This window comes from Brucella rhizosphaerae (genome assembly GCF_002252475.1).
Taxonomy (GTDB): Bacteria; Pseudomonadota; Alphaproteobacteria; order Rhizobiales; family Rhizobiaceae; genus Brucella; species Brucella rhizosphaerae.
Genome location: NZ_NNRK01000034.1, coordinates 45,658 through 72,090 on the forward strand (window position 1 = coordinate 45,658; position 26,433 = coordinate 72,090).

Consider the following 26,433-nt stretch of genomic DNA (forward strand, 5'->3'; position numbering starts at 1 on the left):
ATCCGAGGCATACGAGCATGAGCGAACAAAAATCAAGCAATCAGATGTGGGGCGGCCGTTTTGCCTCAGGGCCCGATGCGATCATGGAAGAGATCAATGCATCGATTGGCTTTGACCGCAAGCTCTATGCGCAGGATATTCAGGGCTCACTCGCCCATGCTGCCATGCTTGCAAAGACTGGCATCATTGCGGCAGAAGACCATAAAAAGATTGAAGAAGGACTGAAAACCATCCTCAAGGAAATTGAGGACGGCAAATTCACCTTCTCGCGCAAGCTCGAAGACATTCATATGAATATCGAAGCGCGCCTTGCCGACCTTATTGGCGCATCCGCCGGACGCCTGCATACGGCCCGCTCGCGCAACGATCAGGTTGCTGTCGATTTCCGCCTCTGGGTCAAGCGGGAGATGCAGAAGACTGCAGTAGCACTCAAAGGCCTGATTGAAGCCTTCCTTGAGCGCGCTGAAGAACATGCTGCCACCGTCATGCCGGGCTTCACGCATCTTCAGACCGCGCAGCCCGTGACTTTCGGCCATCATTGCATGGCTTATGTCGAAATGTTTGGCCGCGACCTTTCCCGCGTTCGTGACGCTATCGAACGCATGGACGAATCACCATTGGGTGCAGCAGCACTCGCGGGCACCGGCTTCCCGATCGACCGTCACATGACTGCCGAAGCTCTTGGTTTCCGTGAACCAACCCGCAATTCACTCGACAGCGTTTCGGATCGCGACTATGCGCTCGAATTCCTATCGCTTGCCGCAATTTGCGCCGGTCATCTTTCGCGTTTGGCTGAAGAAATCGTCATCTGGTCGACACCGCAGTTCAATTTCGTGCGCCTGTCCGATGCCTTTTCGACCGGCTCGTCGATCATGCCGCAGAAGAAAAACCCGGATGCAGCAGAACTGGTACGCGCCAAGACAGGCCGTATCAACGGTTCGCTCGTTGCTCTTCTCACCATCATGAAGGGGCTGCCGCTCGCTTATTCCAAGGATATGCAGGAAGACAAGGAACAGGTTTTCGACACTGCCGAAAATCTGGAACTTGCAATCGCTGCAATGAGCGGCATGGTACGCGACCTGACGATCAATGTTGCTTCGATGAAGAAAGCCGCCGGTTCCGGTTACTCAACCGCAACCGATCTTGCTGACTGGCTGGTGCGTGAACTCGGTCTTCCTTTCCGCGATGCCCACCATGTCACTGGCCGCGCCGTGGCTCTGGCTGAAAGCAAAAAGGTCGATCTCTCGAAGCTTTCGCTCGAAGAGCTGCAATCGATCAATCCGGGCATTACCGATGCGATCTTCGGTTATCTGACAGTTGAGAAGTCGGTCAAGAGCCGCCAGTCCTTCGGCGGAACCGCACCACAGGAAGTACGCCGCCAGATCCGTTACTGGAAAAAGCGCATCACCAAGGCATAAGCATTTCCAGCAAAAGTGCGAAGCGGTGCTGCGTTTGATAATGCGTAAAGACAAACAGACAAAGCGGTTCCAGCGACTCCATCTTAACTGGAATCGCTCTCAGCCATGCGATCTTAGTGAGATCACTCGTGAAGGAGTGATTTCACTTTTAGATATTTTGGGTTAGACCTGACCCATAGGACAAATTCCGGGAAACAAAGCTGATGACAGGCCGCTCCGCCACTTCTTCCGTGCTTCTTATCGTAGCCCTTGCAGCCACCCTTGCTGCTTGCGGACGAAAAGGCCCACTTGAGCCACCGCCTGCCCAGATGATCACCAATGATCAGGGCCGCACGGTCGAGAAACCGAAGGAAGACAAGCCCTTCATACTCGACAAGATACTTTAAAGCGCGTTTCGATCTGATTTCACCAGATCGCCGCTCTAAAGTCTTTTACTTGAGCATAATCTTATCGATCCTCGTTTCACTCCGGTCAGATTGTGCTCTAATCTCTGATCAAGCAGGGACTGTTTCCCGTGAATCATTTTGAATATCGCAACGGCGTTCTCCACGCTGAAAATGTGAGCTTGCCTGAAATCGCTAAAGAGGTCGGCACGCCTTTCTACGTCTACTCCCGCGCCACCATCGAGCGCCATTTCCGCGTCTTCAGCGAAGCTTTTGCGGATATGGAAACGCTGGTGACCTATGCGCTGAAAGCCAATTCCAATCTGGCAGTTCTTAAAATCCTCGCCAAGCTTGGCGCCGGTGCTGACACGGTTTCGGAAGGCGAAATTCGCCGTGCGCTGGCCGCAGGTATTCCGGCAAACAAGATCGTGTTTTCCGGTGTCGGCAAAACTCCGCATGAAATGGATTTTGCACTGGAAGCAGGCATCTATTGCTTCAATGTCGAATCCGAACCCGAGCTGGAAATCCTGTCCTCCCGCGCGGTCAAGGCTGGCAAGGTTGCCTCTGTGTCCTTGCGCATCAATCCCGATGTCGATGCAAAGACACACGCCAAAATCTCAACTGGCAAATCCGAAAACAAGTTCGGCATTCCACGCGTAAAAGCCCGTCAGGCCTATGCACGAGCTGCCAGCCTGCCCGGAATTGACGTCGTCGGTATCGATATGCATATCGGCAGCCAGATCATCGATTTAGAGCCTTTCGACAACGCTTTTGCGCTGATGGCACAGATCGTGAAGGAATTGCAGGCCGACGGTCACAATATCCGCCATGTCGATGTCGGTGGCGGCTTGGGCATTCCTTATCGCACCGATAACAACCCGCCGCCGTTGCCTGTAGCCTATGCGGAAATCGTCGCTAAACACATCAAACCGCTTGGCCTGAAAACCGTATTCGAGCCGGGCCGACTGATTGTCGGCAATGCTGGTTTGCTCGTCACGGAAGTGATTTTTGTGAAGGAAGGCGACGCCAAGAACTTTGTCATCGTCGATGCGGCGATGAACGATCTCATTCGCCCCACGCTTTATGAAGCTTTCCACGACATCAAACCGGTTAAGGAAACGCAGGATAACAGCCCGCGCATTCGCGCCGATTTTGTCGGCCCTGTCTGCGAAACCGGCGATTATCTCGGCCTGGACCGGGAAGTGGCAAAGCCCGCTCCGGGCGATCTGATTGCAGTCTGCACGACAGGCGCTTATGGCGCCGTGCTATCGAGCACCTACAATAGCCGCCTTCTGATCCCGGAAGTGTTGGTGGATGGTGATCGTTATCACGTCATCCGTCCGCGCCGGACCTATGAAGAGCTGCTTGCCCTCGATTCCGTGCCCGACTGGCTCTAGTCTCATTTGAAGCATAGTCTGATCGATCCTTGTTCCACTTTGATCGGATTATGCTTTAAAAATCCGGTCAAAGCCTCGTCTTTGCCATGATGCGTGTTATCCTAAGCGTTACTCGTAACTGGAACACGCATCAGAAAGTCCAGATGATACAGCAGAGAAAAGACAGCAAAGACTTGCCAATCCGCAAGCGCGATGCGTTTTTCCGCCTGTTTTCCGGCGAAGGTGCCGCTTTGCGCCGCCTTCACCTGCAAAGCTTTCTGACCATCAGCTTTGAGAGGCTCTGGCCTCTTGTGCTTCCACTGATTCTGCTGATTGCCCTTTTTGCAAGCCTGAGCTGGCTTGGGCTTTTTACGCTTATGCCACGCTGGTTGCATCTTGGTGTGCTTGGGCTCTTTGCCCTTGCCGGCCTTGTTGCCCTTTATCTGCCATTCCGTTTCCGCCTTCCCAATGAAGACGACATCACGGCTCGTATTGAGGACGTGAACGGTCTGATCCACGAGCCACTGGCAGTCCAAACCGGGAAAATGGCGACTGGCAGCAACGATCCTTTCGCAGTCGCTCTCTGGCAAGAACACAAGCGCCGTATGGCCGAGCGCCTGAAAAACCTGCAATCGGGCTTGCCACGTCCGCATATTCCGGAACGTGATCCGTTTGCTTTACGTGCAATTGTTGCTCTGCTTTTTGTCACTGCATTCGCCTATAGCCTTAGTCCCAATAGTGGGCGTATTGCCGATGCCTTTCACCTGCGTGCAGGCAAGGCAACGGCTGTCACCCGCATCGATGCATGGGTAACCCCACCGCGCTATACCGGACGGGCGCCCGTGTTTCTAAGCACAACGATTGATGAAGCAAATGTCGGAAAGCCGATTACGGTTCCGCAAGGCAGTATTGTCAATATCCGGGTTATTGGCGGCAGTTCAGAACGACTGACGACAACAGATCCGACCGGTCATCGCAGCGAGATACAGCCTGTCGCTCCGCAGAGTACACCAAAAGATGGTGAAGAAACAGCGGCAGAGCAGCAGCCTGAGCAACAGGCTATCGTCGATGGCAGCCGTAACTTCCGTTATGATCTGCAGCAGGATCAGACAGTGACCCTGTCCGGCACCGATGCACGCTGGACCTTTGCCGTTACGCCGGATAATGCGCCGACCATTCGTTTCACCAAAGAACCAGGCCATGCGCTGAATGGCACTTTGCAGCTTGCCTATGAAATCACCGACGATTATGGACCGGCCAAAGCCTATGGCGAAATCGTTCCGCTCGATATGGACCACGAGGATGAGGAAGTCGCTCCGCTTTACGATGCGCCGGACCTGCCACTAGCGTTGCCGCGTCGGGGAACAAAAGAGGCGACCACAGCCAAAGACCTGACAGAACATCCATGGGCTGGTCAGGAAGTAGCGCTTACGCTCGTCGTGACCGATGCAAATGGCAAAACCGGACGCAGCGAAACCAAGGTCATGAAGCTGCCGGAACGGCCTTTCTCCAATCCGCTTGCAAAAGCGGTTGTGGAGCAACGCCGGATCCTCGCTTTCGACGGCACGCAGCGTGACCATGTCCGTGACATGCTTTCAGCGCTCATGCTGCGCCCGGAAGAAACGATCAAGAACAACGCTCATTTTCTCGGCCTTGTGACAATCCGCACGCGGCTTCGTCTGGCAACCGGTGATGATGCATTGCGCGATACGGCTGATTATATGTGGCAGGTCGCACTAGGCATTGAAGACGGCAATTTGTCGGCAGCCGAGAAGCGTCTGCGTCAGGCACAGGAAGCCCTGCGCAACGCTTTGCAGAATGGCGCTTCGCAGGAAGAAATTGCGAAACTTTCCGCAGAGCTGCGCAAGGCAATGCAGGATTTCCTGCGTGAATTTGCCCAGCGTCAGCAGCAAAATCCCAATGCGCGTAATACACCCGTCGATCCAAATGCACGTGTGCTGACCGAAAAGGACTTGCAGCGTATGATGGACCAGATCGAAAATCTGGCACGTCAGGGATCACGTGATCAAGCGGAACAGCTTCTTTCGCAATTGCAGGATATGATGAACAATCTGCAGATGGGCCAGCAGGCGCAACCGGGCCAGCAAGGCCAGGGTCAGGGCCAGGGTCAGGCCAATCAGATGCAGCAGCAGATGAACAAGCTTGGCGATCTGATGCGTCGTCAGCAGCAGATGATGAATGAGACCTTCAATCTCGATCAGAAGATGCAGCAGCAATATAATAACAGCGAAGGCGAGTTTGGCGAAGAAGACCAGATGCCCGGCGATGATGGCTCTATGGGTCCAGGTGAATCGCAGCAGGGCCAATCGCAGCAAAATGGCCAGCAGAATGGCACGCCGTCTGAAATGGCGGAGGCCATGCGCAAGCTTCAACAGCAGCAACAACAGCTCCAGCAGGAATTGCAGAAGTTTAATGAAGACCTCAAGGGCATGGGCATAGACCCCAATCAGGATTTCTCCGACGCAGGAAAATCAATGGGCAATGCCGCCGATGCGCTTGGCCGCAGCGAGGGTTCGGAAGCAAGTGACCAGCAGGGCAGCGCACTTGATGCGCTTCGCCGTGGTGGCCGCGATATGATGAAGCAAATGCAGCAGGCTATGGGAGAGCAAGGTCAGGGACAAAGCGGACAGAATGGCCAGACCGGACGTGACCCGCTTGGACGCCAGCAAGGCAGCAACGGCATGTCAAATGGCGATGACGTCAAAATTCCGGGCGAAATCGATATTCAGCGCGCCCGCGAAATTCTCGATGAAATCCGCCGCAAGCTTGGCAATGCATTGACGCCACAGATGGAAAAAGAATATCTCCAGCGCCTGTTGCAGTTCGACTAGTGGATTAAATTTGACGTTTGAATCCCGGCCGACACAAAGGCTGTTTCAAACGTCAAATTCGAAAATCCACCAGATTCATAAACGTGCCAGTGGTCCCTTTGATTCCGACATATGCTGATAGCCGCGGGAAATTTTGGTTAGAACGCGCCGAAAATGGTGATTTGCGAGAGCCTAAGCGCAGTGTACTTTTGGGTACATGAGCAACGCAAGCGCAGCAAAGCTGCCATTTGCACGCCGTCAGAAGCTCAATATCGCGGTTAGTCCTTCACATGGCCCACATAGGGCAACTGGCGGAACGAATGCGCTACGTCCATGCCGTAGCCGACGACAAAATAGTCAGGGCATTCAAAGGCAACGAAATCTGCATTAAGATCAACCTTGCGACGCACGCTCTTGTCGAGCAATACGGCAATGCTGACACTACGCGCACCGCGTTCGATCATCAGTTCGCGCACGAATTTGAGCGTCTTGCCCGATTCGAGAATATCGTCGATCAGAAGCACATCACGATCACGAACATCGCTGTCGATATCGCGCAACAAACGCACTTCTGTACTGGTCGTGCCTTTGCCATAGCTCGAAACGGTGATGAATTCGACATCGGGTTCAACACCGGCATCATGCATTGCACGAATGAGATCGGCTGCGAAAATGAACGAACCTTTGAGGATCGAAATTGTCAGCAGATTATGAAACTTGTGTCCGGCGATGTCTTTCGCAAGCTCCAGATTGCGCGCGGCAATTTCTTCCGAGCTGAACAGCACATCGATTGTTTTGCCGCCGACTTCAGGCATCTGCCGCTTCTCCTGCTAAATAAGCCTCACATGGCTTTGAAAGGCACGCTCTATATCATGCTTTCTCAGAATTGCACCATTTTGGATTGCCCTCTTCCAGAACAATCAAAGGCAGCATAATCATTTGCCATTACATTGATTTGTTATAGCGTGGCCATCATGCATCCAGATATTATCGAACTGCGCTCCTTTTACGACACAACACTTGGTCACCTGACCGAGCGCTCCATCCGTATGGCACTCGCTGCACTATGGGGACGTGTGCCGGGCGAGCGACTTGTCGGTCTTGGCTATAGCCTGCCCTATCTGGATCGTTTCAGTGCAGATACCGAACGCAGCTTTGCTTTCATGCCTGCCGGACAAGGTGCGATTGCATGGCCCTCGCCGGACAAATCGGCGACGGCTTTGGTTTTCGATGAAGAATTGCCTTTGCCTGATTCCTCCATCGACCGCATTCTGATGGTCCACGCTCTCGAATATGCGGAAAATGCTGCTGAAACGCTGAAAGAGATGTGGCGGGTGCTTGCGCCTAATGGCAGGCTGGTGATCGTCGTGCCAAACCGGCGTGGCGTCTGGGCACGTCTCGACCGGACACCGTTTGGAAGCGGTCGCCCCTATAGCCGTACACAGCTCACGGCTTTGCTGCGCGAAGCCAACTTCACCGTGAATATCGTCAGCAATGCGCTGCATTTCCCACCTGTGAAACGTCGCTGGATGATGCGGCCCTGCATGGCGGTTGAGGGCGTGGGGCGTAAGCTCTGGCCGCTTTTTTCAGGCGTATTGGTGGTCGAAGCGCAGAAGCGGCTCTATCAGGGGCTGCCTGTCGCCCAGCGCTCCTCGCGACGTGTATTTGTGCCTGTGCTTGCACCCCATGGTTCGCCGCTGAGCGGCTTGAGAAAAACCGCGTCAAAAGAACCCAAAAAATAATGCTGCAGCCCTTCACAGTAAGGTTTCTCTCGACTTGAACGCGACAGCGGTTTATGCCCGCTGCGTAACCCTAAACTCAGTCCTTTTGGCGGAGCCAAAATCATGACCAATATGCAGACACCCTCCCGTCCCCAGCCCAAGACAGGCCTGCTCGATATCGCAGCCTATGTGCCCGGCAAGGAACATGTTGAAGGCGTCGCTAAGGTCTATAAGCTCTCCTCAAACGAGACTCCGGTCGGTCCCAGCCCACATGCGGTCGAGGCCTATCGACACTGGGCCGATCAGCTCGCGACATATCCCGACGGTCAGGCCATAGCGCTGCGCGAAGCAATCGCTGAATCTCAGGGCCTCAACATCGGCAACATTCTCTGCGGCAATGGCTCTGACGAATTGCTCGGCCTTATCTGCCAGACCTATCTGGCACCGGGCGATGAAGCGATCATCACCGAGCATGGTTTTGCGGTTTACAAGATTCAAACACTGGGTGCAGGCGCAACACCAGTGACCGTCAAGGAAAAGGACGAACGCATCGATGTCGATGCTATCCTTGCTGGAATTACACCACGCACCAGGATTGTTTTCATCGCCAATCCTGCCAACCCGACCGGCACCTATCTGCCATTTGAGGAAGTGCGGCGCCTCCATGCCGGTCTGCCCAGGCATGTCCTGCTGGTGCTTGATGCAGCCTATGCCGAATATGTGCGACGCAATGATTACGAAGCCGGCCTTGAGCTGGTATCGTCAAACGAAAATGTCGTCATGACCCGCACCTTCTCGAAGATACACGGCTTGCCGGGTCTGCGTATCGGCTGGATGTATGCACCACTGCACGTCATCGACGCAGTCAATCGCATCCGAGGTCCTTTCAACATGAACTCAGCGGCAATTGCTGCGGGTGCTGCCGCAATTCGCGACCGCGCCCATGTCGTAAAATCAGTTGAGTATAACGAAAAGTGGCTGTCGTGGCTGACCGATGAATTCACCAGGCTTGGGCTTCGTGTGACGCCATCGGTGACAAACTTTTTGCTGATGCACTTCCCCGACAATGCCGCACATTCGGCAGACAAGGCGGATGAGTGGCTTTCACAGCGTGGCTATATTCTGCGTCGTGTTGGTGGCTACGGCTTCCCCAATGCGCTGCGCATGACAGTAGGCACAGAAGAAGCCAATCATGGGGTTGTGGCCGCTCTTACCGAGTTTTTGAAGTAAGACGATGTCCACGATCCACTTTGAAAAAGTTGCGCTCATCGGTATCGGCCTTATTGGCTCATCGCTGGCGCGTGTCATCCGCCGCGAAGGCCTGGCCGATCATATCGCCATCGCCACACGCAGTGCCGAAACGCTTAAGCGCGCCGAGGAATTAAACCTCGGCGACAGCTATTCGACCGATAGTGCCGAAGCAGTCAAAGACGCTGATCTTGTCATCGTGTCGGTGCCGGTCGGCTCGTCGGGCACCGTTGCAAAGCAGATCGCAGGCAGTCTGAAGCCCGGCGCTATCGTCACAGATGTAGGCTCCACAAAGGCGTCGGTCATTGCCCAGATGCAGCCGGAGCTGCCGGATAATGTACATTTCATTCCGGGGCATCCACTGGCAGGGACCGAATATTCCGGCCCTGATGCAGGTTTTGCCGAGCTCTTCACCAATCGCTGGTGCATTCTCACGCCCCTGCCCGACACCGATCAGGCGGCAATCGACAAGCTTTCTGCCTTCTGGACGGCTTGCGGTTCGCGTCTTGATCAGATGGACCCACAGCATCACGATCTGGTGCTGGCCATCGTCTCGCATCTGCCGCATATCATCGCCTATAATATCGTTGGCACAGCCAGTGATCTGGAACAGGTGACGAAATCAGAAGTCATCAAATATTCTGCTTCGGGTTTCCGCGATTTCACGCGCCTGGCTGCTTCCGATCCAACCATGTGGCGTGACGTCTGCCTGCATAACAAGGACGCCATCCTTGAGATGCTCGCACGGTTCTCGGAAGATCTGGCATCCTTGCAGCGCTCAATCCGCTGGGGTGACGGTGAGGCTCTGTTTGACCTCTTCACCCGTACACGCGCCGTTCGTCGAGGCATCATCGATGCGGGTCAGGAAGTTGATGCGCCAGACTTTGGGCGTCAGGCAGCCGCCCATCCGGGCGAACAGAAATAAAGCATCTGAACTTATAAGCTCGGCACTCGACCGAGCGGAATAAATCCAGCGCTGGCTCTACCCTTGCGAACGGTAATTTCGATAACGGGATTGCCGTTTTCGTCTTTCGGCATAGCGGAAAGAGCGAAAAGAACGGTGGCTATATTGCCTCCCTGTTCAGGGAAAACTGTCTGTCCGGCCTGCGCAAAGGATTGTGGATTAACCATCGTGACCTTGAGGTCCGCATCAACCTCGCCTTCCAGATCGACTGCAAACGGACCGGCAATCGAAAGAACCGCCCCATTTGGCATGGACAGAAATGCCTGATTGATAACACCACTATGACCGCGCATCCGTTCATTGAACGGGGACGGGCTTGGCGCAAGGAAGGTGGCAGCGTCGGCAATCGCTATATCGACCAACCCGTCAATTTCCGGGCTTTTAGCATGGCCAATCACATAGGGCTCGAGCCTGAGCGCCACGAAACGCCCATTGATCTTGAGCTGATCGTCTTCGCTGCTCATGCGAAAATTCATCTGCTCAAGCTTGCTGACCAGTTCTGTGGTCGTGGTTTCCGTACGTACACCGACGCTCAGATCCCGTGCATTCAACTCGATCTCAGTCGGAAATGGACGGGCAAGACGCGTATTGGAGGTAAACTTGCTCCAATTGATTTCAAGTGGCTGGATACCGGGAAACTCGACAAAGGCCGGACCGGATATTTCGTTGCTCAGCGAACGGGGTGCATAGACCGGAGAACCGGACGTAAAGCGACCGGCACGCAATGACATGCCTTCAGAAGGCTTGCGCCATGAAATACTGGCACAAATCACATTCACACGCAGTGGGTAGCCGCCGGTATGCAGGTTTTCGCATTGAACACCGACGCCCTGCGATGCAAGCTTGGCCATATCGGCCTTTGCGCGCGTTTCGATCTTATCTGCAACATAGAACCAGCCAGCCGTGTAGGCTGCAATAAGCACGAGAGCGATAACGGCGATCGTGATTGGGCGCTTTCTGGATTTCTTGGATTCAATTCCAGCATGCGCCATTGAAAAAGCCTCTTTCAATCAGATACTTGGTTGCGGTGATAAAGCGCAGGGCATCTCAGAGCCCAAACCATCATTGTCTGTTCTGCTCTCCCCAACAGGTGGCTATATTATGGCAAGATTGCGTCTTGTGAAGTTTCACCGATTAAAAAATACGGGATATCCTGAGATTACCAATAAAAACTCGCCATAATTGAACTTATATTGATTCCTATCATGACACGGCGCACTGACGATCAGCGAATGAACGACTTCTGGGTATTTGGTTACGGCTCACTAATGTGGCGGCCCGGCTTTGCCCATGTCGAAACCATGCGCGCACGCCTGCATGGATATCGTCGCAGTCTGTGCATCTATTCCCATGTCCACCGCGGAACGCCTGACCATCCCGGCCTTGTACTTGGTCTCGATACTGGCGGCTCCTGCCTCGGCATCGCTTTCCGTGTCCCGGGCGACATGACCGATGAGGTCATGGTCTATTTGCGCGAGCGCGAAATGTCCAACCGCGTCTATCACGAAAAATGGTTGCGACTGCGCCTCGCCGATGGCCGTGATGTGCAAGCCGTCACCTATGTTGCCGACCGGCGTCACACGCAATATGCGGGGTCGCTCAAAGCCGAGGATGCTGCTGTAATCGTCGCGTCTGCGCAGGGCGATTCCGGTGCCAATGTCGATTATGTCTCCAACACGCTTGAGCATCTGCGCAATATGCGTGTGCGTGATCACGCATTGGAACATGTCAATGATCTGATCAGCAACAAAGTGAGCCAGCAGAAACCCGACGCAGCCTGATCAACTCTGCCTGTATCGACGAAAGTGACCGACCAGCGCCTCTTTGCCATTCACGATCATAATGCCCGCTATGACAAATACCGTGCCCACAACGAAACTGGTTTCGATAGGCTCGCCCAGAATAACCGCACCTAAAATCACCCCGAAAATCGGTGTCATGAAAGAGAGCGACCCCAATTGGGACGCGCGATATATCCGCAGAAGCTGAAACCAGACCAGAAACACCGCGAAAGACACGATCACAGCCTGAAAGGCAAAGCTTCCCACCACCATACCGTTCCAGTTGATCTGTGCCTGGCCCATCAGGAATGCGGCAACAGACAAGGTCACAAAGGCTGTCAGAAGCTGATAGAGCAAGGTCTGTTTCGCTGGCAGCGCCGCAAGACGCGATCCTCGAACCACAACTGTCGTTGCTCCCCACGCAGCTCCCGCAAGCAAACAGAGGACATCGCCAACTAGCATAGTGTGGAGATCACCATGCATCGCCTCACCCCGAACGAGGAAGGCAATGGCGATTCCGGCAAAGGCAACACCGATACCGCCCCATTGGATCGTCGTCAGACGCTCTGATGGAACCAGAACATGCAAGCCGAGTGCTGCAAACAGCGGTGCCGTATAGAGCAAAACCACAGCATGGGCAGCAGAGGTTAATCGCAACCCCTCACCCAGAAACAGGTATTCAAGCGCAAACAACAAGCCGACCAGCAAGCCCGGTTTCCAGATTCCGTTGGCAATTGTCAGTGTTTCACGCCGGACGATCATGACGGCGGCGATCAATGCAGCCCCTACGCCCGAACGCAGCGCGATCTGGAACAATGGTGAAATATCCGCAGCCGTCATTTTCAGCAGCACTTGCTGCAAGCCGAGGCTGATGCAGACTAAGAGCATCAGTCCAAACGCCTGCGTGTCGACGGGCTTTCGCTCCATTGTCCGAATCCTCGTGATTAATCCGAACAACTGATGTACGCTTGTCGGGTATAGAGCATATAGCTCGAAACTGCCAAACCTTAGCGCTAGATTGCCATAATGGCTGTAATCACCCTCGAAGCCACGCATCAACCACCGTTTACCGAAGCATTGCCAGAGCCGCTGTTCTTCCGAACGGCCTGTATGCCACCGGCTGCACGCTATCCTATGCATAGCCATCATTGGGGTGAGTTCGTCTATTCTTTCACCGGCGTGATGGAAGTGCGCATTGGCGAAAGTCATCTGCTGGCCCCGCCGCAATATGGAATATGGTTGCCTCCGCATATCGAGCATCAGGGCCTCAATCGTCAGGAAGTTTGTTACTGCTCGCTGTATGTGAGCGAAGAGCTTTGCGCCGATCTTCCAGCCAAGGCCTGTGCGCTCAGCCTTGATCCACTGATCCGCACCATGCTCGAACATCTGCGGATGAAGAAGCCATCGCAACCACAGCGCCCTCAGGAAACACGGCTGCTGCATACATTGCTCGACCAGCTGGCGATTGCCCCATGTGCAGGGTCTTACCTCCCCTCCAGCAATGATCCTGCGCTTCAAAAAATCCTGTCGATCCTGGAAACCGATCCAGGCGATAATCGCACCCTTCACGATCTTGCAAAGATCGCCAATACATCCGAACGCACGCTTATGCGGCGCTGCAAGCAGGAACTCGGTATGAGCTTTCCAGAATGGAAACAGCGTCTCAGAACGCTTAAAGCGATGCCGCTGCTTGAAAGTGGAGCGAAGGTTGAACATGTGGCGCTTGACCTTGGCTATGCAAGCGCATCGGCGTTCATCGCTATGTTCCGCAAACTGATGGGTGTCACGCCCGACGAATATCGCCGACAAATTGGTGCCTGAGCAAATTTCAAAAAGAGTGAAACGGTTTCGGGACCAGCATGCGTTTTAAACGCAGCAGAATCTGACTGTTTTCTCGTGCAGGGATGCGGGAGATATTAAAGTTGCATTGCTTGCGTGGCTTGCCCTTGTTCTTGCCCAAAGCAACCGCTACATCTCGCCTAAAGCATCGCTCCGGAGCCTGACTGGATTTTGGACAATACGATGCAGAGATTCAAAGGGTTGGAGCGGTCTTTCCAGGTCATTTTTTGATCTGCGCCACTCCGATTGCCAAGGAGACCTTTATGATCGCATTGTTCCGCACCATTGATCTGGCGCTCGATATCTATACTTGGATCATTATCGCTAGTGCCGTTTTCTCATGGCTCTATGCGTTCAACGTGATCAATTCTTCCAATCGCTTTGTCGCTGCCATCGGCGAGTTTCTTTACAAAGTAACTGAACCGGTTCTGCGCCCGCTCCGCAATATCCTGCCCAATCTCGGTGGCATTGATATTTCGCCGATCGTCGTGCTGCTGATTATCTTCTTCATCCGCCAGTTTATGTGGACGACACTGCTTCCCGCACTGGTGTAAAACACACAGCGATTAGCAATTAAACAAAAACGCCCGGATTTTAATCCGGGCGTTTTTGTCAGAGCATAATCCCACCGTAGTGAAACGAGGAACGATAAGATCAGCTATAAATAAAAGGTTCAGAACACCAATCTGATCGGCGCTCTGAACCATCAAAGGCTGATTACTTGCCCTTGGCGCGTTCGATCGCTTCAACGATGAACTTGCGCGCGTAATCTTCATCACCCCAGTCACCGATCTTAACCCACTTGCCAGGTTCCAGATCCTTGTAGTGCTCAAAGAAGTGCGCAATCTGCTTGAGCGTGATTTCCGGCAGATCGGAATAATCATGCACCTTTTCATAGCGCTGCGTCAGTTTTGGCGAAGGAACTGCGATGATCTTCTCATCCTTGCCTGAATTGTCTTCCATGACCAGAACACCGATTGGACGGCAATTGATCACGCAGCCTGGGATCAGTGGACGAGTGTTGCAGACCAAAACATCGATCGGATCGCCATCTTCTGACAGCGTATGCGGAACGAAGCCATAATTGCCCGGATAGGTCATCGGCGTATAAAGAAAGCGGTCCACAATCAGGGCGCCAGCTTCTTTGTCCATCTCGTACTTGATCGGCTGTCCGCCAACTGGCACTTCGATGATTACGTTGATGTCTTCTGGCGGATTTTTACCAATCGAGATAGCATCAATATTCATGATGGGTCCTTTCGTGTCGCGCTCTGATAACGGGTTTCATGTTTCCGTGCAAGAAAAACGAAAGTTCAATAAAACGCGACGAATTGTCGTTCTCTTGAATGGAATAGAGCGCGATCAGGTTATATGTTCGTTTTAGTGATTATTCACCCAGTTCTTTCAGCCGTTGAACAGCTGTTGGTGGCATGGGTGGTGCGTTGGTGTCACGACTTGCTGCGACCAGAAGTTCATCACAGGCCGTTTCAGTTGTATCGATCAGTCGACGCAGGAATTCTTCCTTTTCGAGTCCCGCCGGAATAAGCGGCAGCACACGGCAACGGATGGTCCCCGGGAAACGCAGGATTTTACGACGTGGCCAGTAAAGCCCGGCATTGTGCGCGATCGGAAGAACCGGAAGATCCAGCGCTTCATAGAGATGCACGATGCCGTATTTATACTGTGGCGGCGCGCCGGGTGAACGGCGCGTTCCCTCAGGATAGATCAGTATCTGCCGACCTTCGGAAATGGCTTTTTCGGCACCCCTGGTGATGGAATGCAGCGCCTTGACGCGCGATCCACGATCAACCGGGATCATTTCCATCTTCGCGACATACCAGCCAAAGAGCGGTATCCGCATCAGCTCGCGTTTCAGGATCAAAACCGGATCGTCAAGCTGCGGCAGGAATGCATAGGTGTCCCACGCGGACTGATGCTTAGGTGCTACGATATAAGCGCCCTCAGGAATATTCTCGAGGCCTTCGATCACATAATCGGTGCCAGCTATATATTTTTGAAGCCACAGATTAACCCGGGCCCAGGTTTTGGGAACAATCCAGGCCTTCTTGCGGGGAAGCAGAAAATAGAACGGCGTATAGAGGATCATCTGCACAAGAGTGCCGACATAGAAGGCGATATTGAACAGGATAGAGCGCAGATAGAGAAGCATCGTATCGGCGAGAACCTTGGTTATGCCTGTTCAACGCATCAGTTTGACGCGAATAGATCAGGTAAAAGAAACTGGGAGCTTTTCCAAGAAAGCAGCGGCACCGATATATCAGGAAGTTGAGCATTTTCCATAAGGAAATCTCAGCGACCGATGATCAATTCAGCGTCACTTACTACGGTTCAAGTTAAGACTGAATCGTTGGAACCGCTCTGGTGGTCTGATTCCGACATTTGCATCTCTCAATGACAAGCGTTGAGCAAATACCGGAAACTGAATGACCACTCGCTATTTGTTCTTACGCATTGTCCTACGCAAAACCGCTTCGCACCTTTGGCTCAAATGCTTGAATTATGAGGGTTCGAATGCGCTTCCGAAAATTTTCGCTCCACCAACGCGAAGGGCAGCTCCCAGATATTTGACATATTCAATGAACAGAACTCTGAGTGTGTCGCCTTCAGCTACCCAGCTGTGCGCGCGCTTTTCGCCATTCACCACTGGATAAGGCACAAATTCCACATCCTGCATCCGGTAGGACATCTCAAGAATGCTGCGTGGGATATGGTAATTATTGGTGACGACGATCACACGATGATAGTTGTTGGCGCGGATCCAGCGTTCGCTTTCGGTCGCGTTTCCAACGGTATTGAGCGCGGAACGGTCAAGATCGACGCAACAATCGAACAGGCTTTGTTCGGTATGTGTGGCACGCTGCAGCGATTTTTCCGTGGTGGACGGATGAACGCCGCTGATCAACAAGCGCTTGCCCTGCTTGTCTTTTAGAAGATCAAGTGCTGCCTGTATGCGCGACTGCCCGCCCGTCAGCACGACAATAGCGTCAGCTGGCTCGTCAAGCACCGGCGATTGCATGCTGGTGACCTTCTCGCTGAAGGCAACAAAGCCGATCAGAAAGGCGACAAGGGCCAGAAACAGCACAATGGAAATAGGCTGAAGTCGTCGAAATACACGCATTAGGACAGACCATATGAATTTACCGACAGCTGACGCAAGCATTGATGGCGTATGCGCAGAAGAGGGCGCATCCGTTTCGCGGCTGCGGCGCCAAACCACAGCGCCCATATGCGCTTCCGTCTTTGCCTCTCTGCCTGCCACTGCATCAACGCTTTCCGAACGCCCCGCCAATACCGTTTGCTGAACCTTGTGTTCACTCACCTTGCCATCATAGCCATCATTGCGGCGATAACCCGGAAAGTTGCCGGAAATTCGTGACTTCCGATCGGTGTTGGCAAAAAAGACGGTCATTCGGCCCGTACTCCCGGACCATCCATAGTTGAGAGCTGGCGAACAACTGTCAGACGACTTGTCAGCATCGTCAGCACACTCACCAGAATGATGATTACAGCCGCGCCAATATAGCCATCGCGACCAATGGCAAAATTGCCAAACATTGCAGCAGCCTGATCGGCAGCCGGTGTCCCCATATGTCGCGACGCCCACCATGAGAAGACGAAAAACACAAACATGGCAGCCATACCGCCAAACAGCGCGCCTTTAAGTGCTGTACGGAAGAAATGCCATTCGAATTCGCGCGCGACGAATTTCGATTCCGCCCCGATGAAATGCAGGACTTCGATGATATGGCCATTGCCAGACATGGCGCCACGGGTAGCAAAGATAACCGTCAGAACGGTTGCTGCCACCACAAGCGACAAGACGCCTGTGCCAATCAGCACTGTCGTATTGGCCATCGAAACAAGTCTGTCGACCCATGTGCGATGGTCGTCAAAACTTGCGCTCGGAATTGCGCGGGTGATTTCAGCGCGCATGGTTTCAAAATCTGGCGGCGTATTCTCGTCAATGGTGACAACAACCAGACGAGGAACCGGCAATTCATCGATGTTAAGGCCGCTGCCAAGCCATGGTTCAAGCAAGCGAGCGGTCGCATCCTTGTCAATGATGCTGGTATCTTTCACGCCAGCAAAGCCGCGCGCAATGCCGCTTGCATCCTGAAGCGCCTTGTCCATATCAAGCCCATCAACCGGACGGATCTGAATGGTTGCCTCGCGCGCAATCTGGCTTTGCCACTGGGCTGCCGAAGCCCGCACCAGCGTCACACCACCAAGGGTGAGGCAGGCAAGAAATGTCATGATCGCAATCACGATCACCAGCGCCGTACCCGTCACACTTCCATCAGGCACGATGGGGCTTGGCCCTTGCCGCTTTCTGCGCTTACCAATGCGGACCATAAGCATATCCTTGAGGTCTTCAAAGCGTATGCGCAGGTCGTCCATGACCTTTCGTAAAACTTTCTGCCAGTCCCTGTCAGCATCAATCATAGATATCGAGCCGCCCATGTTCGAGGATCATGCGCCGCGCATTGACCTGTTCCATCAGGGACAGATCGTGCGTTGCAATGATGACAGCAGTGCCTGAGCGGTTAAGCTCTGTGAAAAGCCGCAGCAAGCGCTTGGCGAGTGGCGGATCGACATTGCCCGTCGGTTCATCCGCCAGCAGCAGCTCCGGTTGGTCGATCAATGCACGCGCAATCGCTGCACGCTGCTTTTCACCGCCAGAAAGCACCGGAGGCAACACATTCATACGGTCACCGAGCCCGACCCAGTGCAACAGCTCTTCGACCTCATGACGATAGGTGGCCTCTTCCTTGCCGCGCACCCGCAGCGGAAGCGCCACATTTTCATAGGTCGTCATATGATCGAGCAGTCGAAAATCCTGGAAAACAATCCCGATGCGCCGACGTAAAAGCGGCACTTCCTTGTGGTCGAGCCGCGCGACATCCTTGCCGAAAATGTTGATCAGCCCGCGCGTCGGCTTCAGCGCCATGAACAACAGGCGCAGCAACGACGTCTTACCGGCGCCCGAGGGGCCGGTCAGAAACTGGAATGAGCGCGGCGGAATATGAAAGCTGACATCCTTGAGGATCTCTGGCCCCATTCCATATCTCAGGCCGACATTCTCGAAACGTATCACCGGTGTGCTTCTCTAAATTGTCCGTATTCCGATTGGGTAACGGATGAAATCGATATCAGGACGACCTTTAACCTCCATGGTTAATGTGAGGTTAATGCGAAGTTAATTCGGGCAAAATCATCTATAAAAATTGCGCGAGCATTGTGTTTTTATAACGCAGAACATTCAGGCAATTATTGGAACGAACACAACAAAGCCTGCAACCATCTGACAAACGCCAGATCGGTCCCATCCCTTGAGCATTTCCAGCAAAAGGGGAAACTGGTTTTGTGTAGAGTAATGCTTAAAAATCAAGAGTTGGAATGATTCAAACTTAAATATCAAACTGAAAAAACTTAATCTGAAACAAGACTATTCCCAGCAACCGAGATTGCGGCCTTTGAGATTATGGGAATCGATATCAGTGACGAGACGCGCATCTTCACGCAGCAGAACCATCGTCGTGCGTTGCTTGAGGTCAATCCGCTGCCAGCCGGCACATTCCTTCGGCATAGACGGAGCACTGTCGATCCTGACCGTTTCAGACCATGCTGTGGCCGCGCAACCAGACAGAACTGCACCAACGGCTACGATCATCACGGATTGCAGTATCGATCTGCATGTTCGTGCCTCAAGTTGAATATTCAAGGCTGGCAACTCCCTATAATGCCCCACGAAACACCCGCTTTGCCGATATCGTTTTCATCGCAATTATTTGCATGAACAAGCTTCTTATAACGCGCGTGCCCCTGCGACCGCAATATACAAGACAAAACCAAGCATGATTTAAATTAAGGCCAAAAAACGGCCTATTTATGGGTTTTTGGGGCTGTTCTGAAAGTTTGGAACTATTTAAAAGAACACTCTAATACAAATTAAATTCAACACGAAATTTACTGTGATAACTGTAATATCTGACAAATATCACAAACTTATCGCCCAATTAAGCACGATTGATGTAAGAAAAAGCCGACTGTATATTTAGTCATCTGATTCGCATTGGCATTTATCACTACACCAACACTGGGGACTTCCATGTTGAACAAACTGTCTGCGGAATTTTTCGGAACATTCTGGCTCGTCTTCGGTGGTTGCGGCAGCGCAATCTTCGCAGCAGCCTATCCCGAATTGGGCATTGGCTTTGCTGGCGTTGCTCTCGCCTTCGGTCTGACCGTTCTCACGATGGCTTATGCTGTCGGCGGCATTTCGGGTGGCCACTTCAATCCCGCCGTATCGCTCGGTCTTCTCGTTGCCGGCCGTTTCCCGGCCAAAGACCTTATCCCTTACTGGATTGCACAGGTTCTGGGCGGTGTTGCTGCGGCAGCCGTTCTCTATCTGGTTGCAACTGGCAAAAGTGGCTTCACAGCGGGCGGCTTTGCATCCAACGGTTATGGCGAGCTATCACCTGGCGGCTATAGCCTCACATCGGCACTACTCATTGAAATCGTACTGACGGCGTTCTTCCTGATCGTCATTCTCGGTTCGACCTCGTCAGCCGTGCCATCGGGCTTCGCACCGATTGCCATCGGTCTTGCTCTTACACTGATCCACCTGATCGCGATCCCTGTAACCAACACATCGGTTAACCCAGCCCGTTCAGCGGCTGCAGCCCTGTTTGCGGAAACCGGCGCTTTGGGCCAGCTCTGGCTGTTCTGGGTGGCACCGCTTGTTGGTGCCGCGATTGGCGCCATCATCTGGAAAGGCCTGCTCGGCAAGGACTGAGCAGCAACAAGGATACAAAAGCATCGAAAAGGCCGGTTTATACCGGCCTTTTTGCTTTTCTCAGTCAGCAACCGATAGAAAAGCGCGTGGCATTTGTTGCATCAGCTGCGTTTTCTCCAAGAAAAAGTGATCGTTGCCCGCAAAAAATTGCTGTAAGAAGAAATTCCCTTTTACAGATGTCCTGAGCAATGTCCCCCAGCACCGATGCTTCCCATGCGGATCGTTACGCCGCTTTCCGCCATACATCATTCAAAAAATATTGGGCCGCACGCTTTCTGAGCGCCTTCGCCGTCCAGATCGTCAGTGTTTCTGTCGGCTGGCAGATTTATGACCAGACCCGCGATGCATTCAATCTTGGCATGGTCGGACTGGTACAGTTTCTGCCCGCATTATTGCTTGTCTTGTTCACTGGCGCGGCAGCTGATCGCTTCGGCCGACGTCTCGTCATGGGGCTTTCGCTCATTCTCGAAAGTGTCGTCACCGCGATACTACTGGTTCTGACGCTGGCCGGTCTGTTTGAGCCACTAACGGTCTTTGCTGCCCTGCTGCTCTTTGGCGTTGCCCGCGCATTTCTCGGGCCATCTTCCGCGTCTCTCGTGGTCAATCTGGTTCCAACCGAGGATTTCGCCAATGCCGTTTCGTGGAATGCGTCGGCGTGGCAAGTGGCAACCATTGTAGGTCCGGTCGCAGGTGGTCTGCTCTATGGCGTCTCGCATGTCGCGGCCTATAGCGTGGCCACCGTATTCCTGATCGCCGGTTCTATCCTGATCTTCTCCATTCCAAAGCCCAGGCAACATACGACAACAGAAGAGCGCTCGCTCTCCACCATGCTCGCAGGCTTCCGCTACATCTGGAAGGAAAAGATCGTTCTCGGTGCTATCTCGCTCGATCTCTTTGCGGTTCTGCTTGGTGGAACCGTTGCGCTTCTGCCGATTTATGCCCGCGATATTCTGGACCTTGGCCCGTGGGGTCTCGGGCTCTTACGCTCAGCTCCCGGTATTGGTGCAGTTCTGACGGCGATCTGGCTCGCAGGCCACCCCATCCGCGATCATGCCGGACGCGTTATGTTCGTCTTTGTTGCCCTGTTCGGCCTGTTCAACATCATCTTTGGCGTTTCGACACTGACATGGCTTTCGATCATAGCTCTCGCCTTGGCGGGTGCTGCTGATATGATCAGCGTCTATATCCGTGAAACCCTGATGCAGCTGTGGACACCAGATCATGTTCGCGGTCGCGTCAATGCAGTCAACATGGTGTTTGTGGGCGCTTCAAACGAGTTGGGTGAATTCCGTGCCGGGCTGATGGCTGCCGCTATTGGCGCGGTCCCGGCGGTGGTCATTGGTGGTATTGGGTCTGTTGCTGTTGCAGTCGCGTGGGCCGCCATGTTCCCGCAATTACGCAAAGCACGCAATTTGCAGGGCAGAACTTAACCCTGAGTGCGTGTCAGACCTCTGACACGCCACTATTGGCTGCGTGGACACGTGCCTCAATCATATTGCGATCTTGTTCCTTGATGCCAATGAGATGAGCAACGCGCCACATCACATCTGCTTCCACTTCACTGACAACCCCATCTGCGTAGACGAGTTCCCACATCAAGGTCACGAAATCAACGCAGGCCTGATAGTCGAGATGACGCTTCAGAACAGAAGTGAAATCAGAGAGGCTTATCGATTCCTGATCAGCTTCTTCTGCGGCCTTGATCAGCTTTTTAAGCGCATCACCTTTGAGGCCATATTTCTGCGAAAGCATTGCTGAGAGTTTTGCCCGCTCGCTTTCGCGCGTCTCGCCATCAGCATCCATGATATGAAACAGAAGGGCTGCGGCTGCAAGCCGTGGGTCGGCATCGGAAAATTTCTCGCCGCGCTCACGAAAACCGTTGCCCGGCAATTCTTTAAGAAACTCCAGCAGACGATCGAACATTCACCCTCACCACGTCTTAACACCACACAAAGGACAGCAAGGCGCTATCCTTTTTTGGAAGTGTTCAAAGTAGCGGGATGGGATCGCGTCGCACAAGGCGGCAAACTGCCTTGACGCGATTCCAACAGCTCAAGACCGTGCCGCCGTGGTCTTTAGGCAACATTTAGCCCCCTGAAAGGGTCGTAAAGCGCGGCGCGTCTTATCATCCTCACACGAAACGCTCTAATTCTCTGGTTATACGCATGTCACCATCTCATCGAAGCAAGGCCAGAAATCAGTCCTGTGAGCTGATAGGCCCCGCTTTTGAAAGACATGCTTTAGAACAACCGCAGACCGTTCTGAGCTTTCTGGGATGACTTGCTTTCATCCACACCAGGATCATCGACAATGATATGTGCTGTGCGGGTCTTTCCATTGTCGGCGTCGTCTTCAGCGTCTCCTGATGAAACGGCGTCGATTACCGCTGGCTTGTCGACTTCGGCTATTTTGTGCGGCGGTGGAGCAGTCTTCACCTTCACAGGCTCGGCTTCAGGCAAAACCACTTCGGCCTCGACCACGTCTTCAAATTTCGGGTTGGGTGTCGTCCTTTCGACCGGAACTATTGCCCTGCTTTCCGTAATGTGTTCCGGAACGGCTTCCGCGATTTCCGGCTTTTCCACTTCGATTACCGGTGAAAGCTGTTCAACGGGCACTTTCCATTCAAAACTGTTCAAGCGTCCGGTAACAGGCGACACGGGCGACCATTGTTCGGAAACATAACCGTCCGCCGTCCATGCAGGATCGCGCGGTGCCTTAACGGCCTGTGCAAGCCACTGCCGCACCTTGCCCTGATCGCCGGTTTCGGCTTCTTCAATATCCGCCAGCAGCAGATAAGCGCTTTCACGCGGCGAACCACGCAGCACCTGTTGGGCATTGTCGCGCGCTAAGCGATACTCGCCTGCCTCATAGGCTGCACGTGCGAGGGCGAGACTGCCCTCCGCATTGTTAGAGCGTAATGTCACCAGATGCCGGGCTCGTTTCAGGCGGTCCTGCACGGTATCGCCAGCCCGGCCATAAACATAGGTCGAAGCAATATCGGGATGCGGCGAACGCTTCCACGCAGCTTCAAGAATTTTCGAGCCCTTGCGCACTTCGCCATCAGCAAACAGTGCACGTGCTGCAACAACAGCCGCAGGTACAAGGTCAGGCGCAAGCTTATTGGCTTCAAGTGCTATGGCTTTGGCATGTGCATGATCCACATCAACCGTTGCCATAGCCTTGGCTGTGAGAAGAGCTGCACGCTCCTTCTTCACCACGTCCTTGTTGTGCGCGAGTGCCTGTTTGCGTGCATCCACCAACTTCAATGCACCATCCCAATCACCCTCAGAGCAAAGCTGGCCCATTACGGCGGATGATGCCCATTCAAGCTGCGGTGCTTCTTTTGCAGCTTCCGCAGCATAATGGCGAGCGGCCTCACGTGCACCGACGCGCTGTGCTTCGATATAAAGGCCGCGCAGACCAAGCAGCTTGGTTTCCGGGTCTTCGACCATGGCTTCAAAGCCCTTGCGGGCATCGGCGGTGCGGCCTTCCAGCATGGCAGTCTGGGCTTCAAGAAGCTTGATCAACGGCTCCTGATCAGAGTTCAAAAGCTTGGCTGCTTGCTTGTTCATGCGGCGCGCGGCTTCCGCGTCACCTGCACCAGCCGCAATCAATCCGGTCGACAGGGACTGATAGCCCCGGTCGCGTTTACGGGCGCGGAAATGACGGCGCAGTGTGTAAGGCGACTGGATTATGCTCTTGATAAGCCACCAAAGGATCAGAATCGCAGCAACAATCGCCACCACGCCAGCAGCCGCCGTAATCAGTGGAACATTATAATGATTGCCGGCAAAGGTGACATCAAGCTCACCCGGACGATCTGCAAGCCAGGAAAATCCAAATCCCAGCAAGACGACGATAGCGAAGTAAAATATCACACGCAGCATGGGCGACGCCTCCTTAGTTTGGCGCCGTGGCGTCTGTTGCGGTTTTAGGCTTCAGGCTGTCAGCAACAAGACGCTGGATCAATGCATCTGCATTGTGCCGCGCTTTCATCTGGCCTGCGAACTCTTCTGATGCAGCCTTTGCATCGGGGGCAAGCTGCTCCCATTCGGAGATTGCGCGTTCGAGATCACCGGCGTGAAGGGCTGCCTCCATACGCGCAGTGGCCGGACCGGCGCCTGTCCCGCTCACATTGCCCGCAACGGGGCGAACGCTGACAAGACCCTTGGCACTGGCGACAAGCTGGTCCCATACGCCCGCATCAGCGGGTAGCTTGTTTTCTGTGGCGATGATCCTGTTTGCAACAGGGCCGAACCATGCATTTAGATCGGCAATGGTCGGCACACCTTTGTCGGCAAAAGCACTCAGCCCTTCAACAGACTTATCCTGTGGTGCCACCGAAGCATAAGTATCGAGCTCGGCCTTGAATGAGCCGCCACGATCAATCGCTGTCTTCAATGCATTAGCGGCAATCAGCGCCGATGCATCGGGCTGACGGGCGCTCTCACTGACCTTATCCTGAAGCGAAACCAACTTCTGCTCCAGATCAGAAATCGTGCCGCTATTGCCCGAAACACCGGCCGCGGCCTGATCAGCCTGGTTCTTTGCATCGCCCAGTTGCGATTCAAGCGCTGTGAGACGTTCGGTCAGCGCTGAAACCTCAGCCGGAGTGGAGCCGCCCTCGCCTGCCTTGGGCAGTGCTGCAAACTGCTGCTGAATTTCGGTGAGGCTCCCGGCAACGGCTTCTGCCTTTATTTCAGCCGCCTCAACATTTTTTTGCAAATCGGCAAGTTGCGTCTTGCTGGCATCATCAAGAGGTGCAGGCGATGGATTGCTGCGCAGATCAGCAATCTGTTGTTCCATACGCGCCAATTGCTCGGCAGTTACGCGAGATCCGGGCGAAGGCACGACATTGCCCCATTGCAGTGCAAGCATACCGCCAAGTGCAATCACGCCACCTGCAACGCCAGCCAGAAGATAAGCACCGCCTGATCCGGATTTCTTTTCTGATACCGGCGGCTGCACCGATGCAGTAGCGCGCGGAGCTTCCCCTGAGGTTTCTGGCTTAACGCCGGCCGTAAAGGGTGGCTTTTCCGTTTTGGGTTCAAATTTTGGAGCACTTGCAGTTGCAGGTTTTGGATCGTTCATCTTCGAGAAATCTCCCACCGGCTCGGCTGCGGGCATCGCCTCTGGCGCTGCGGTTTCGTCAACGCGTTTAACATCCGACGGATCGAGATTGATCGTCACGGGCTTGCGGGCCGGTTTGGAATGTCGCGGAGTTCCGGATTTCGCCATGGGTCCTCTCGTAGTGCTAAGAATGTTTCTAAAGCTTATCAGATAAAATCACGAGATGAAGGAAGGTTGCGCGCAAAAGAGTCAAAGTTTGGAAAACAAACGAAAAATACCCTTCTCATCCGGATGATCCGCTATCAATGCGCGTGCGCGCCAATCATCTGGCAAACAGCCAGCAACCCGCTCTGAAATGCACAGAAACGGCGCTTTAGTGTCGAACTTTATATCGATTCTCTGCGTCATTTCGACAAACAGCTTCGCCGCGACAGCAGAATAAAGCAGCACCGCGACAAATGGACCTTTGTCGAGCGTGGCTTTGATTTCATTGGCTGAATAGTCGATTGCCTCGACATCATAAACATCACACACCGCCATGTTGAGGCCTGCCTCTAATACACGGTGCTCGAATATTGGCTGGCGAACGCGTCCCGCAAGATAAAGAACCTCTGCGCCTTTCGACAGATGCTCCGCCATCTTGGCAGCAAGACGCACAGCGTCACCGCCGCCTTCAATCACTGTGTGGAAGCCTGCTTCCTGTGCGGCGCGTGCTGTGCCTTCGCCAACAGCAAACAGTGGCAAGGTTTTCAACGGTTCAAGTTGTGCATCTGACACATGACGAAAAGTATTGGAGCTTGTCACTGCAAGCGCGTCGAACGACTGATTCTTGATTGAGAATTCGAGCGCGACCGTACGGCTGACCGGCAGAGAAACAGGCGAGAACCCAAGATTGGCAAGCTTTTCCGCCGTCAACGAGGCCGACGGTTCTGGTCGTGTGATCAGAACACGACAGCCGATCACTGTCTTCCGCTGTTCCGCCAAT

The 26,433-nt window shown here is 53.7% G+C and carries 25 protein-coding genes; 12 read left to right on the plus strand and 13 right to left on the minus strand.

Annotation, left to right across the window (positions count from 1 at the left end):
• Positions 1-17 precede the first annotated feature (17 nt).
• The 4 genes from argH to CEV32_RS17330 all read left to right on the plus strand — a co-directional run bounded on the left by argH (position 18) and on the right by CEV32_RS17330 (position 6,029).
• On the plus strand, positions 18-1,418 hold the full coding sequence (argH, locus tag CEV32_RS17315; protein ID WP_094578370.1) for an argininosuccinate lyase: 1,401 nt from the start codon (positions 18-20) through the stop codon (positions 1,416-1,418).
• 203 nt (positions 1,419-1,621) lie between these two features.
• Complete coding sequence (gene lptM / locus CEV32_RS17320) at positions 1,622-1,804, plus strand: LPS translocon maturation chaperone LptM (protein ID WP_094578371.1); 183 nt, start codon at positions 1,622-1,624, stop codon at positions 1,802-1,804.
• Between the two features lie 128 nt (positions 1,805-1,932).
• Positions 1,933-3,198: a diaminopimelate decarboxylase gene (lysA, locus tag CEV32_RS17325; protein ID WP_094578372.1), complete on the plus strand. Its 1,266-nt coding sequence runs from the start codon at positions 1,933-1,935 to the stop codon at positions 3,196-3,198.
• A gap of 143 nt (positions 3,199-3,341) precedes the next feature.
• Positions 3,342-6,029 (plus strand): TIGR02302 family protein, encoded by a 2,688-nt coding sequence (locus tag CEV32_RS17330; RefSeq protein ID WP_094578373.1) that lies wholly within the window; start codon positions 3,342-3,344, stop codon positions 6,027-6,029.
• A gap of 257 nt (positions 6,030-6,286) precedes the next feature.
• Here CEV32_RS17330 and hpt read toward each other — a convergent pair whose 3' ends face one another.
• A complete protein-coding gene (hpt, locus tag CEV32_RS17335) occupies positions 6,287-6,823 on the minus strand; it encodes a hypoxanthine phosphoribosyltransferase (protein WP_094578374.1) in 537 nt (178 codons plus the stop codon).
• A 159-nt stretch (positions 6,824-6,982) separates the two neighbouring features.
• Between hpt and CEV32_RS17340 the strand changes: the two genes are divergently transcribed.
• From CEV32_RS17340 to CEV32_RS17350, 3 genes are all read left to right on the plus strand, one after another.
• Positions 6,983-7,750: a class I SAM-dependent methyltransferase gene (locus tag CEV32_RS17340; RefSeq protein WP_094579145.1), complete on the plus strand. Its 768-nt coding sequence runs from the start codon at positions 6,983-6,985 to the stop codon at positions 7,748-7,750.
• A gap of 102 nt (positions 7,751-7,852) precedes the next feature.
• Positions 7,853-8,959, plus strand: coding sequence for a histidinol-phosphate transaminase (gene hisC / locus CEV32_RS17345; protein WP_094578375.1), 1,107 nt, complete (start codon positions 7,853-7,855; stop codon positions 8,957-8,959).
• Between the two features lie 4 nt (positions 8,960-8,963).
• Positions 8,964-9,902 carry a prephenate/arogenate dehydrogenase family protein gene (locus tag CEV32_RS17350; RefSeq protein WP_094578376.1) on the plus strand — a complete coding sequence of 313 codons (939 nt, stop codon included), beginning with the start codon at positions 8,964-8,966 and terminating at the stop codon, positions 9,900-9,902.
• 11 nt (positions 9,903-9,913) lie between these two features.
• Here the strand turns inward: CEV32_RS17350 and CEV32_RS17355 are convergent, their stop codons facing one another.
• A complete protein-coding gene (locus CEV32_RS17355; protein ID WP_094578377.1) occupies positions 9,914-10,933 on the minus strand; it encodes a DUF2125 domain-containing protein in 1,020 nt (339 codons plus the stop codon).
• A 213-nt stretch (positions 10,934-11,146) separates the two neighbouring features.
• Here CEV32_RS17355 and CEV32_RS17360 point away from each other — a divergent pair, with 213 nt between their 5' ends.
• A complete protein-coding gene (locus CEV32_RS17360; RefSeq protein ID WP_094578378.1) occupies positions 11,147-11,722 on the plus strand; it encodes a gamma-glutamylcyclotransferase in 576 nt (191 codons plus the stop codon).
• Here CEV32_RS17360 and CEV32_RS17365 read toward each other — a convergent pair whose 3' ends face one another.
• Positions 11,723-12,649 (minus strand): DMT family transporter, encoded by a 927-nt coding sequence (locus CEV32_RS17365; RefSeq protein WP_094578379.1) that lies wholly within the window; start codon positions 12,647-12,649, stop codon positions 11,723-11,725.
• 99 nt (positions 12,650-12,748) lie between these two features.
• Here CEV32_RS17365 and CEV32_RS17370 point away from each other — a divergent pair, with 99 nt between their 5' ends.
• Both CEV32_RS17370 and CEV32_RS17375 read left to right on the plus strand, forming a co-directional pair.
• A complete protein-coding gene (locus CEV32_RS17370) occupies positions 12,749-13,543 on the plus strand; it encodes an AraC family transcriptional regulator (RefSeq protein WP_094578380.1) in 795 nt (264 codons plus the stop codon).
• 281 nt (positions 13,544-13,824) lie between these two features.
• Positions 13,825-14,115, plus strand: coding sequence for a YggT family protein (locus tag CEV32_RS17375; RefSeq protein ID WP_094578381.1), 291 nt, complete (start codon positions 13,825-13,827; stop codon positions 14,113-14,115).
• Positions 14,116-14,278: 163 nt separating this feature from the next.
• Here CEV32_RS17375 and ppa read toward each other — a convergent pair whose 3' ends face one another.
• From ppa to CEV32_RS17405, 6 genes are all read right to left on the minus strand, one after another.
• A complete protein-coding gene (gene ppa, locus CEV32_RS17380) occupies positions 14,279-14,809 on the minus strand; it encodes an inorganic diphosphatase (protein WP_094578382.1) in 531 nt (176 codons plus the stop codon).
• Between the two features lie 139 nt (positions 14,810-14,948).
• Entirely contained in the window at positions 14,949-15,731 is a 783-nt protein-coding gene (locus CEV32_RS17385) for a lysophospholipid acyltransferase family protein (protein ID WP_094578383.1), read from the minus strand.
• A gap of 348 nt (positions 15,732-16,079) precedes the next feature.
• Entirely contained in the window at positions 16,080-16,991 is a 912-nt protein-coding gene (locus tag CEV32_RS17390; protein WP_094578384.1) for a YdcF family protein, read from the minus strand.
• The gene (locus CEV32_RS17395) at positions 16,988-17,980 is read right to left on the minus strand and encodes a cell division protein FtsX (protein ID WP_374882864.1); all 993 of its coding nucleotides are present in this window, start codon (positions 17,978-17,980) and stop codon (positions 16,988-16,990) included. The genes CEV32_RS17390 and CEV32_RS17395 overlap by 4 nt, the downstream gene beginning before the upstream one ends.
• A 37-nt stretch (positions 17,981-18,017) precedes the next feature.
• Positions 18,018-18,641 (minus strand): cell division ATP-binding protein FtsE, encoded by a 624-nt coding sequence (gene ftsE / locus CEV32_RS17400; RefSeq protein ID WP_235818845.1) that lies wholly within the window; start codon positions 18,639-18,641, stop codon positions 18,018-18,020.
• A gap of 387 nt (positions 18,642-19,028) precedes the next feature.
• Positions 19,029-19,304 (minus strand): hypothetical protein, encoded by a 276-nt coding sequence (locus CEV32_RS17405; protein WP_094578387.1) that lies wholly within the window; start codon positions 19,302-19,304, stop codon positions 19,029-19,031.
• A gap of 387 nt (positions 19,305-19,691) precedes the next feature.
• Between CEV32_RS17405 and aqpZ the strand changes: the two genes are divergently transcribed.
• Complete coding sequence (aqpZ, locus tag CEV32_RS17410; RefSeq protein ID WP_094578388.1) at positions 19,692-20,378, plus strand: aquaporin Z; 687 nt, start codon at positions 19,692-19,694, stop codon at positions 20,376-20,378.
• 188 nt (positions 20,379-20,566) lie between these two features.
• On the plus strand, positions 20,567-21,808 hold the full coding sequence (locus CEV32_RS17415; RefSeq protein ID WP_094578389.1) for an MFS transporter: 1,242 nt from the start codon (positions 20,567-20,569) through the stop codon (positions 21,806-21,808).
• 13 nt (positions 21,809-21,821) lie between these two features.
• Here CEV32_RS17415 and CEV32_RS17420 read toward each other — a convergent pair whose 3' ends face one another.
• The 4 genes from CEV32_RS17420 to CEV32_RS17435 all read right to left on the minus strand — a co-directional run bounded on the left by CEV32_RS17420 (position 21,822) and on the right by CEV32_RS17435 (position 26,432).
• Positions 21,822-22,301 carry a tellurite resistance TerB family protein gene (locus CEV32_RS17420; RefSeq protein ID WP_094578390.1) on the minus strand — a complete coding sequence of 160 codons (480 nt, stop codon included), beginning with the start codon at positions 22,299-22,301 and terminating at the stop codon, positions 21,822-21,824.
• A gap of 317 nt (positions 22,302-22,618) precedes the next feature.
• Positions 22,619-24,265: a heme biosynthesis protein HemY gene (locus tag CEV32_RS17425; RefSeq protein ID WP_094578391.1), complete on the minus strand. Its 1,647-nt coding sequence runs from the start codon at positions 24,263-24,265 to the stop codon at positions 22,619-22,621.
• Between the two features lie 13 nt (positions 24,266-24,278).
• Positions 24,279-25,616, minus strand: a complete 1,338-nt coding sequence (locus tag CEV32_RS17430) for a COG4223 family protein (protein WP_094578392.1) — start codon at positions 25,614-25,616, stop codon at positions 24,279-24,281.
• 81 nt (positions 25,617-25,697) lie between these two features.
• On the minus strand, positions 25,698-26,432 hold the full coding sequence (locus tag CEV32_RS17435) for a uroporphyrinogen-III synthase (RefSeq protein ID WP_094578393.1): 735 nt from the start codon (positions 26,430-26,432) through the stop codon (positions 25,698-25,700).
• Position 26,433 lies beyond the last annotated feature (1 nt).

Bases quoted from the DNA above. Each gene is read 5' to 3' on its own strand.
- argH (WP_094578370.1), top strand. From the start codon at position 18: ATGAGCGAACAAAAATCAAGCAATCAGATGTGGGGCGGCCGTTTTGCC.
- lptM (WP_094578371.1), top strand. From the start codon at position 1,622: ATGACAGGCCGCTCCGCCACTTCTTCCGTGCTTCTTATCGTAGCCCTT.
- CEV32_RS17330 (WP_094578373.1), top strand. From the start codon at position 3,342: ATGATACAGCAGAGAAAAGACAGCAAAGACTTGCCAATCCGCAAGCGC.
- hpt (WP_094578374.1), bottom strand. From the start codon at position 6,823: ATGCCTGAAGTCGGCGGCAAAACAATCGATGTGCTGTTCAGCTCGGAA.
- CEV32_RS17340 (WP_094579145.1), top strand. From the start codon at position 6,983: ATGCATCCAGATATTATCGAACTGCGCTCCTTTTACGACACAACACTT.
- hisC (WP_094578375.1), top strand. From the start codon at position 7,853: ATGACCAATATGCAGACACCCTCCCGTCCCCAGCCCAAGACAGGCCTG.
- CEV32_RS17350 (WP_094578376.1), top strand. From the start codon at position 8,964: ATGTCCACGATCCACTTTGAAAAAGTTGCGCTCATCGGTATCGGCCTT.
- CEV32_RS17355 (WP_094578377.1), bottom strand. From the start codon at position 10,933: ATGGCGCATGCTGGAATTGAATCCAAGAAATCCAGAAAGCGCCCAATC.
- CEV32_RS17360 (WP_094578378.1), top strand. From the start codon at position 11,147: ATGACACGGCGCACTGACGATCAGCGAATGAACGACTTCTGGGTATTT.
- CEV32_RS17365 (WP_094578379.1), bottom strand. From the start codon at position 12,649: ATGGAGCGAAAGCCCGTCGACACGCAGGCGTTTGGACTGATGCTCTTA.
- CEV32_RS17370 (WP_094578380.1), top strand. From the start codon at position 12,749: ATGGCTGTAATCACCCTCGAAGCCACGCATCAACCACCGTTTACCGAA.
- CEV32_RS17375 (WP_094578381.1), top strand. From the start codon at position 13,825: ATGATCGCATTGTTCCGCACCATTGATCTGGCGCTCGATATCTATACT.
- ppa (WP_094578382.1), bottom strand. From the start codon at position 14,809: ATGAATATTGATGCTATCTCGATTGGTAAAAATCCGCCAGAAGACATC.
- CEV32_RS17385 (WP_094578383.1), bottom strand. From the start codon at position 15,731: ATGCTTCTCTATCTGCGCTCTATCCTGTTCAATATCGCCTTCTATGTC.
- CEV32_RS17390 (WP_094578384.1), bottom strand. From the start codon at position 16,991: ATGACCGTCTTTTTTGCCAACACCGATCGGAAGTCACGAATTTCCGGC.
- CEV32_RS17395 (WP_374882864.1), bottom strand. From the start codon at position 17,980: ATGGACGACCTGCGCATACGCTTTGAAGACCTCAAGGATATGCTTATG.
- ftsE (WP_235818845.1), bottom strand. From the start codon at position 18,641: ATGGGGCCAGAGATCCTCAAGGATGTCAGCTTTCATATTCCGCCGCGC.
- aqpZ (WP_094578388.1), top strand. From the start codon at position 19,692: ATGTTGAACAAACTGTCTGCGGAATTTTTCGGAACATTCTGGCTCGTC.
- CEV32_RS17415 (WP_094578389.1), top strand. From the start codon at position 20,567: ATGTCCCCCAGCACCGATGCTTCCCATGCGGATCGTTACGCCGCTTTC.
- CEV32_RS17420 (WP_094578390.1), bottom strand. From the start codon at position 22,301: ATGTTCGATCGTCTGCTGGAGTTTCTTAAAGAATTGCCGGGCAACGGT.
- CEV32_RS17425 (WP_094578391.1), bottom strand. From the start codon at position 24,265: ATGCTGCGTGTGATATTTTACTTCGCTATCGTCGTCTTGCTGGGATTT.
- CEV32_RS17430 (WP_094578392.1), bottom strand. From the start codon at position 25,616: ATGGCGAAATCCGGAACTCCGCGACATTCCAAACCGGCCCGCAAGCCC.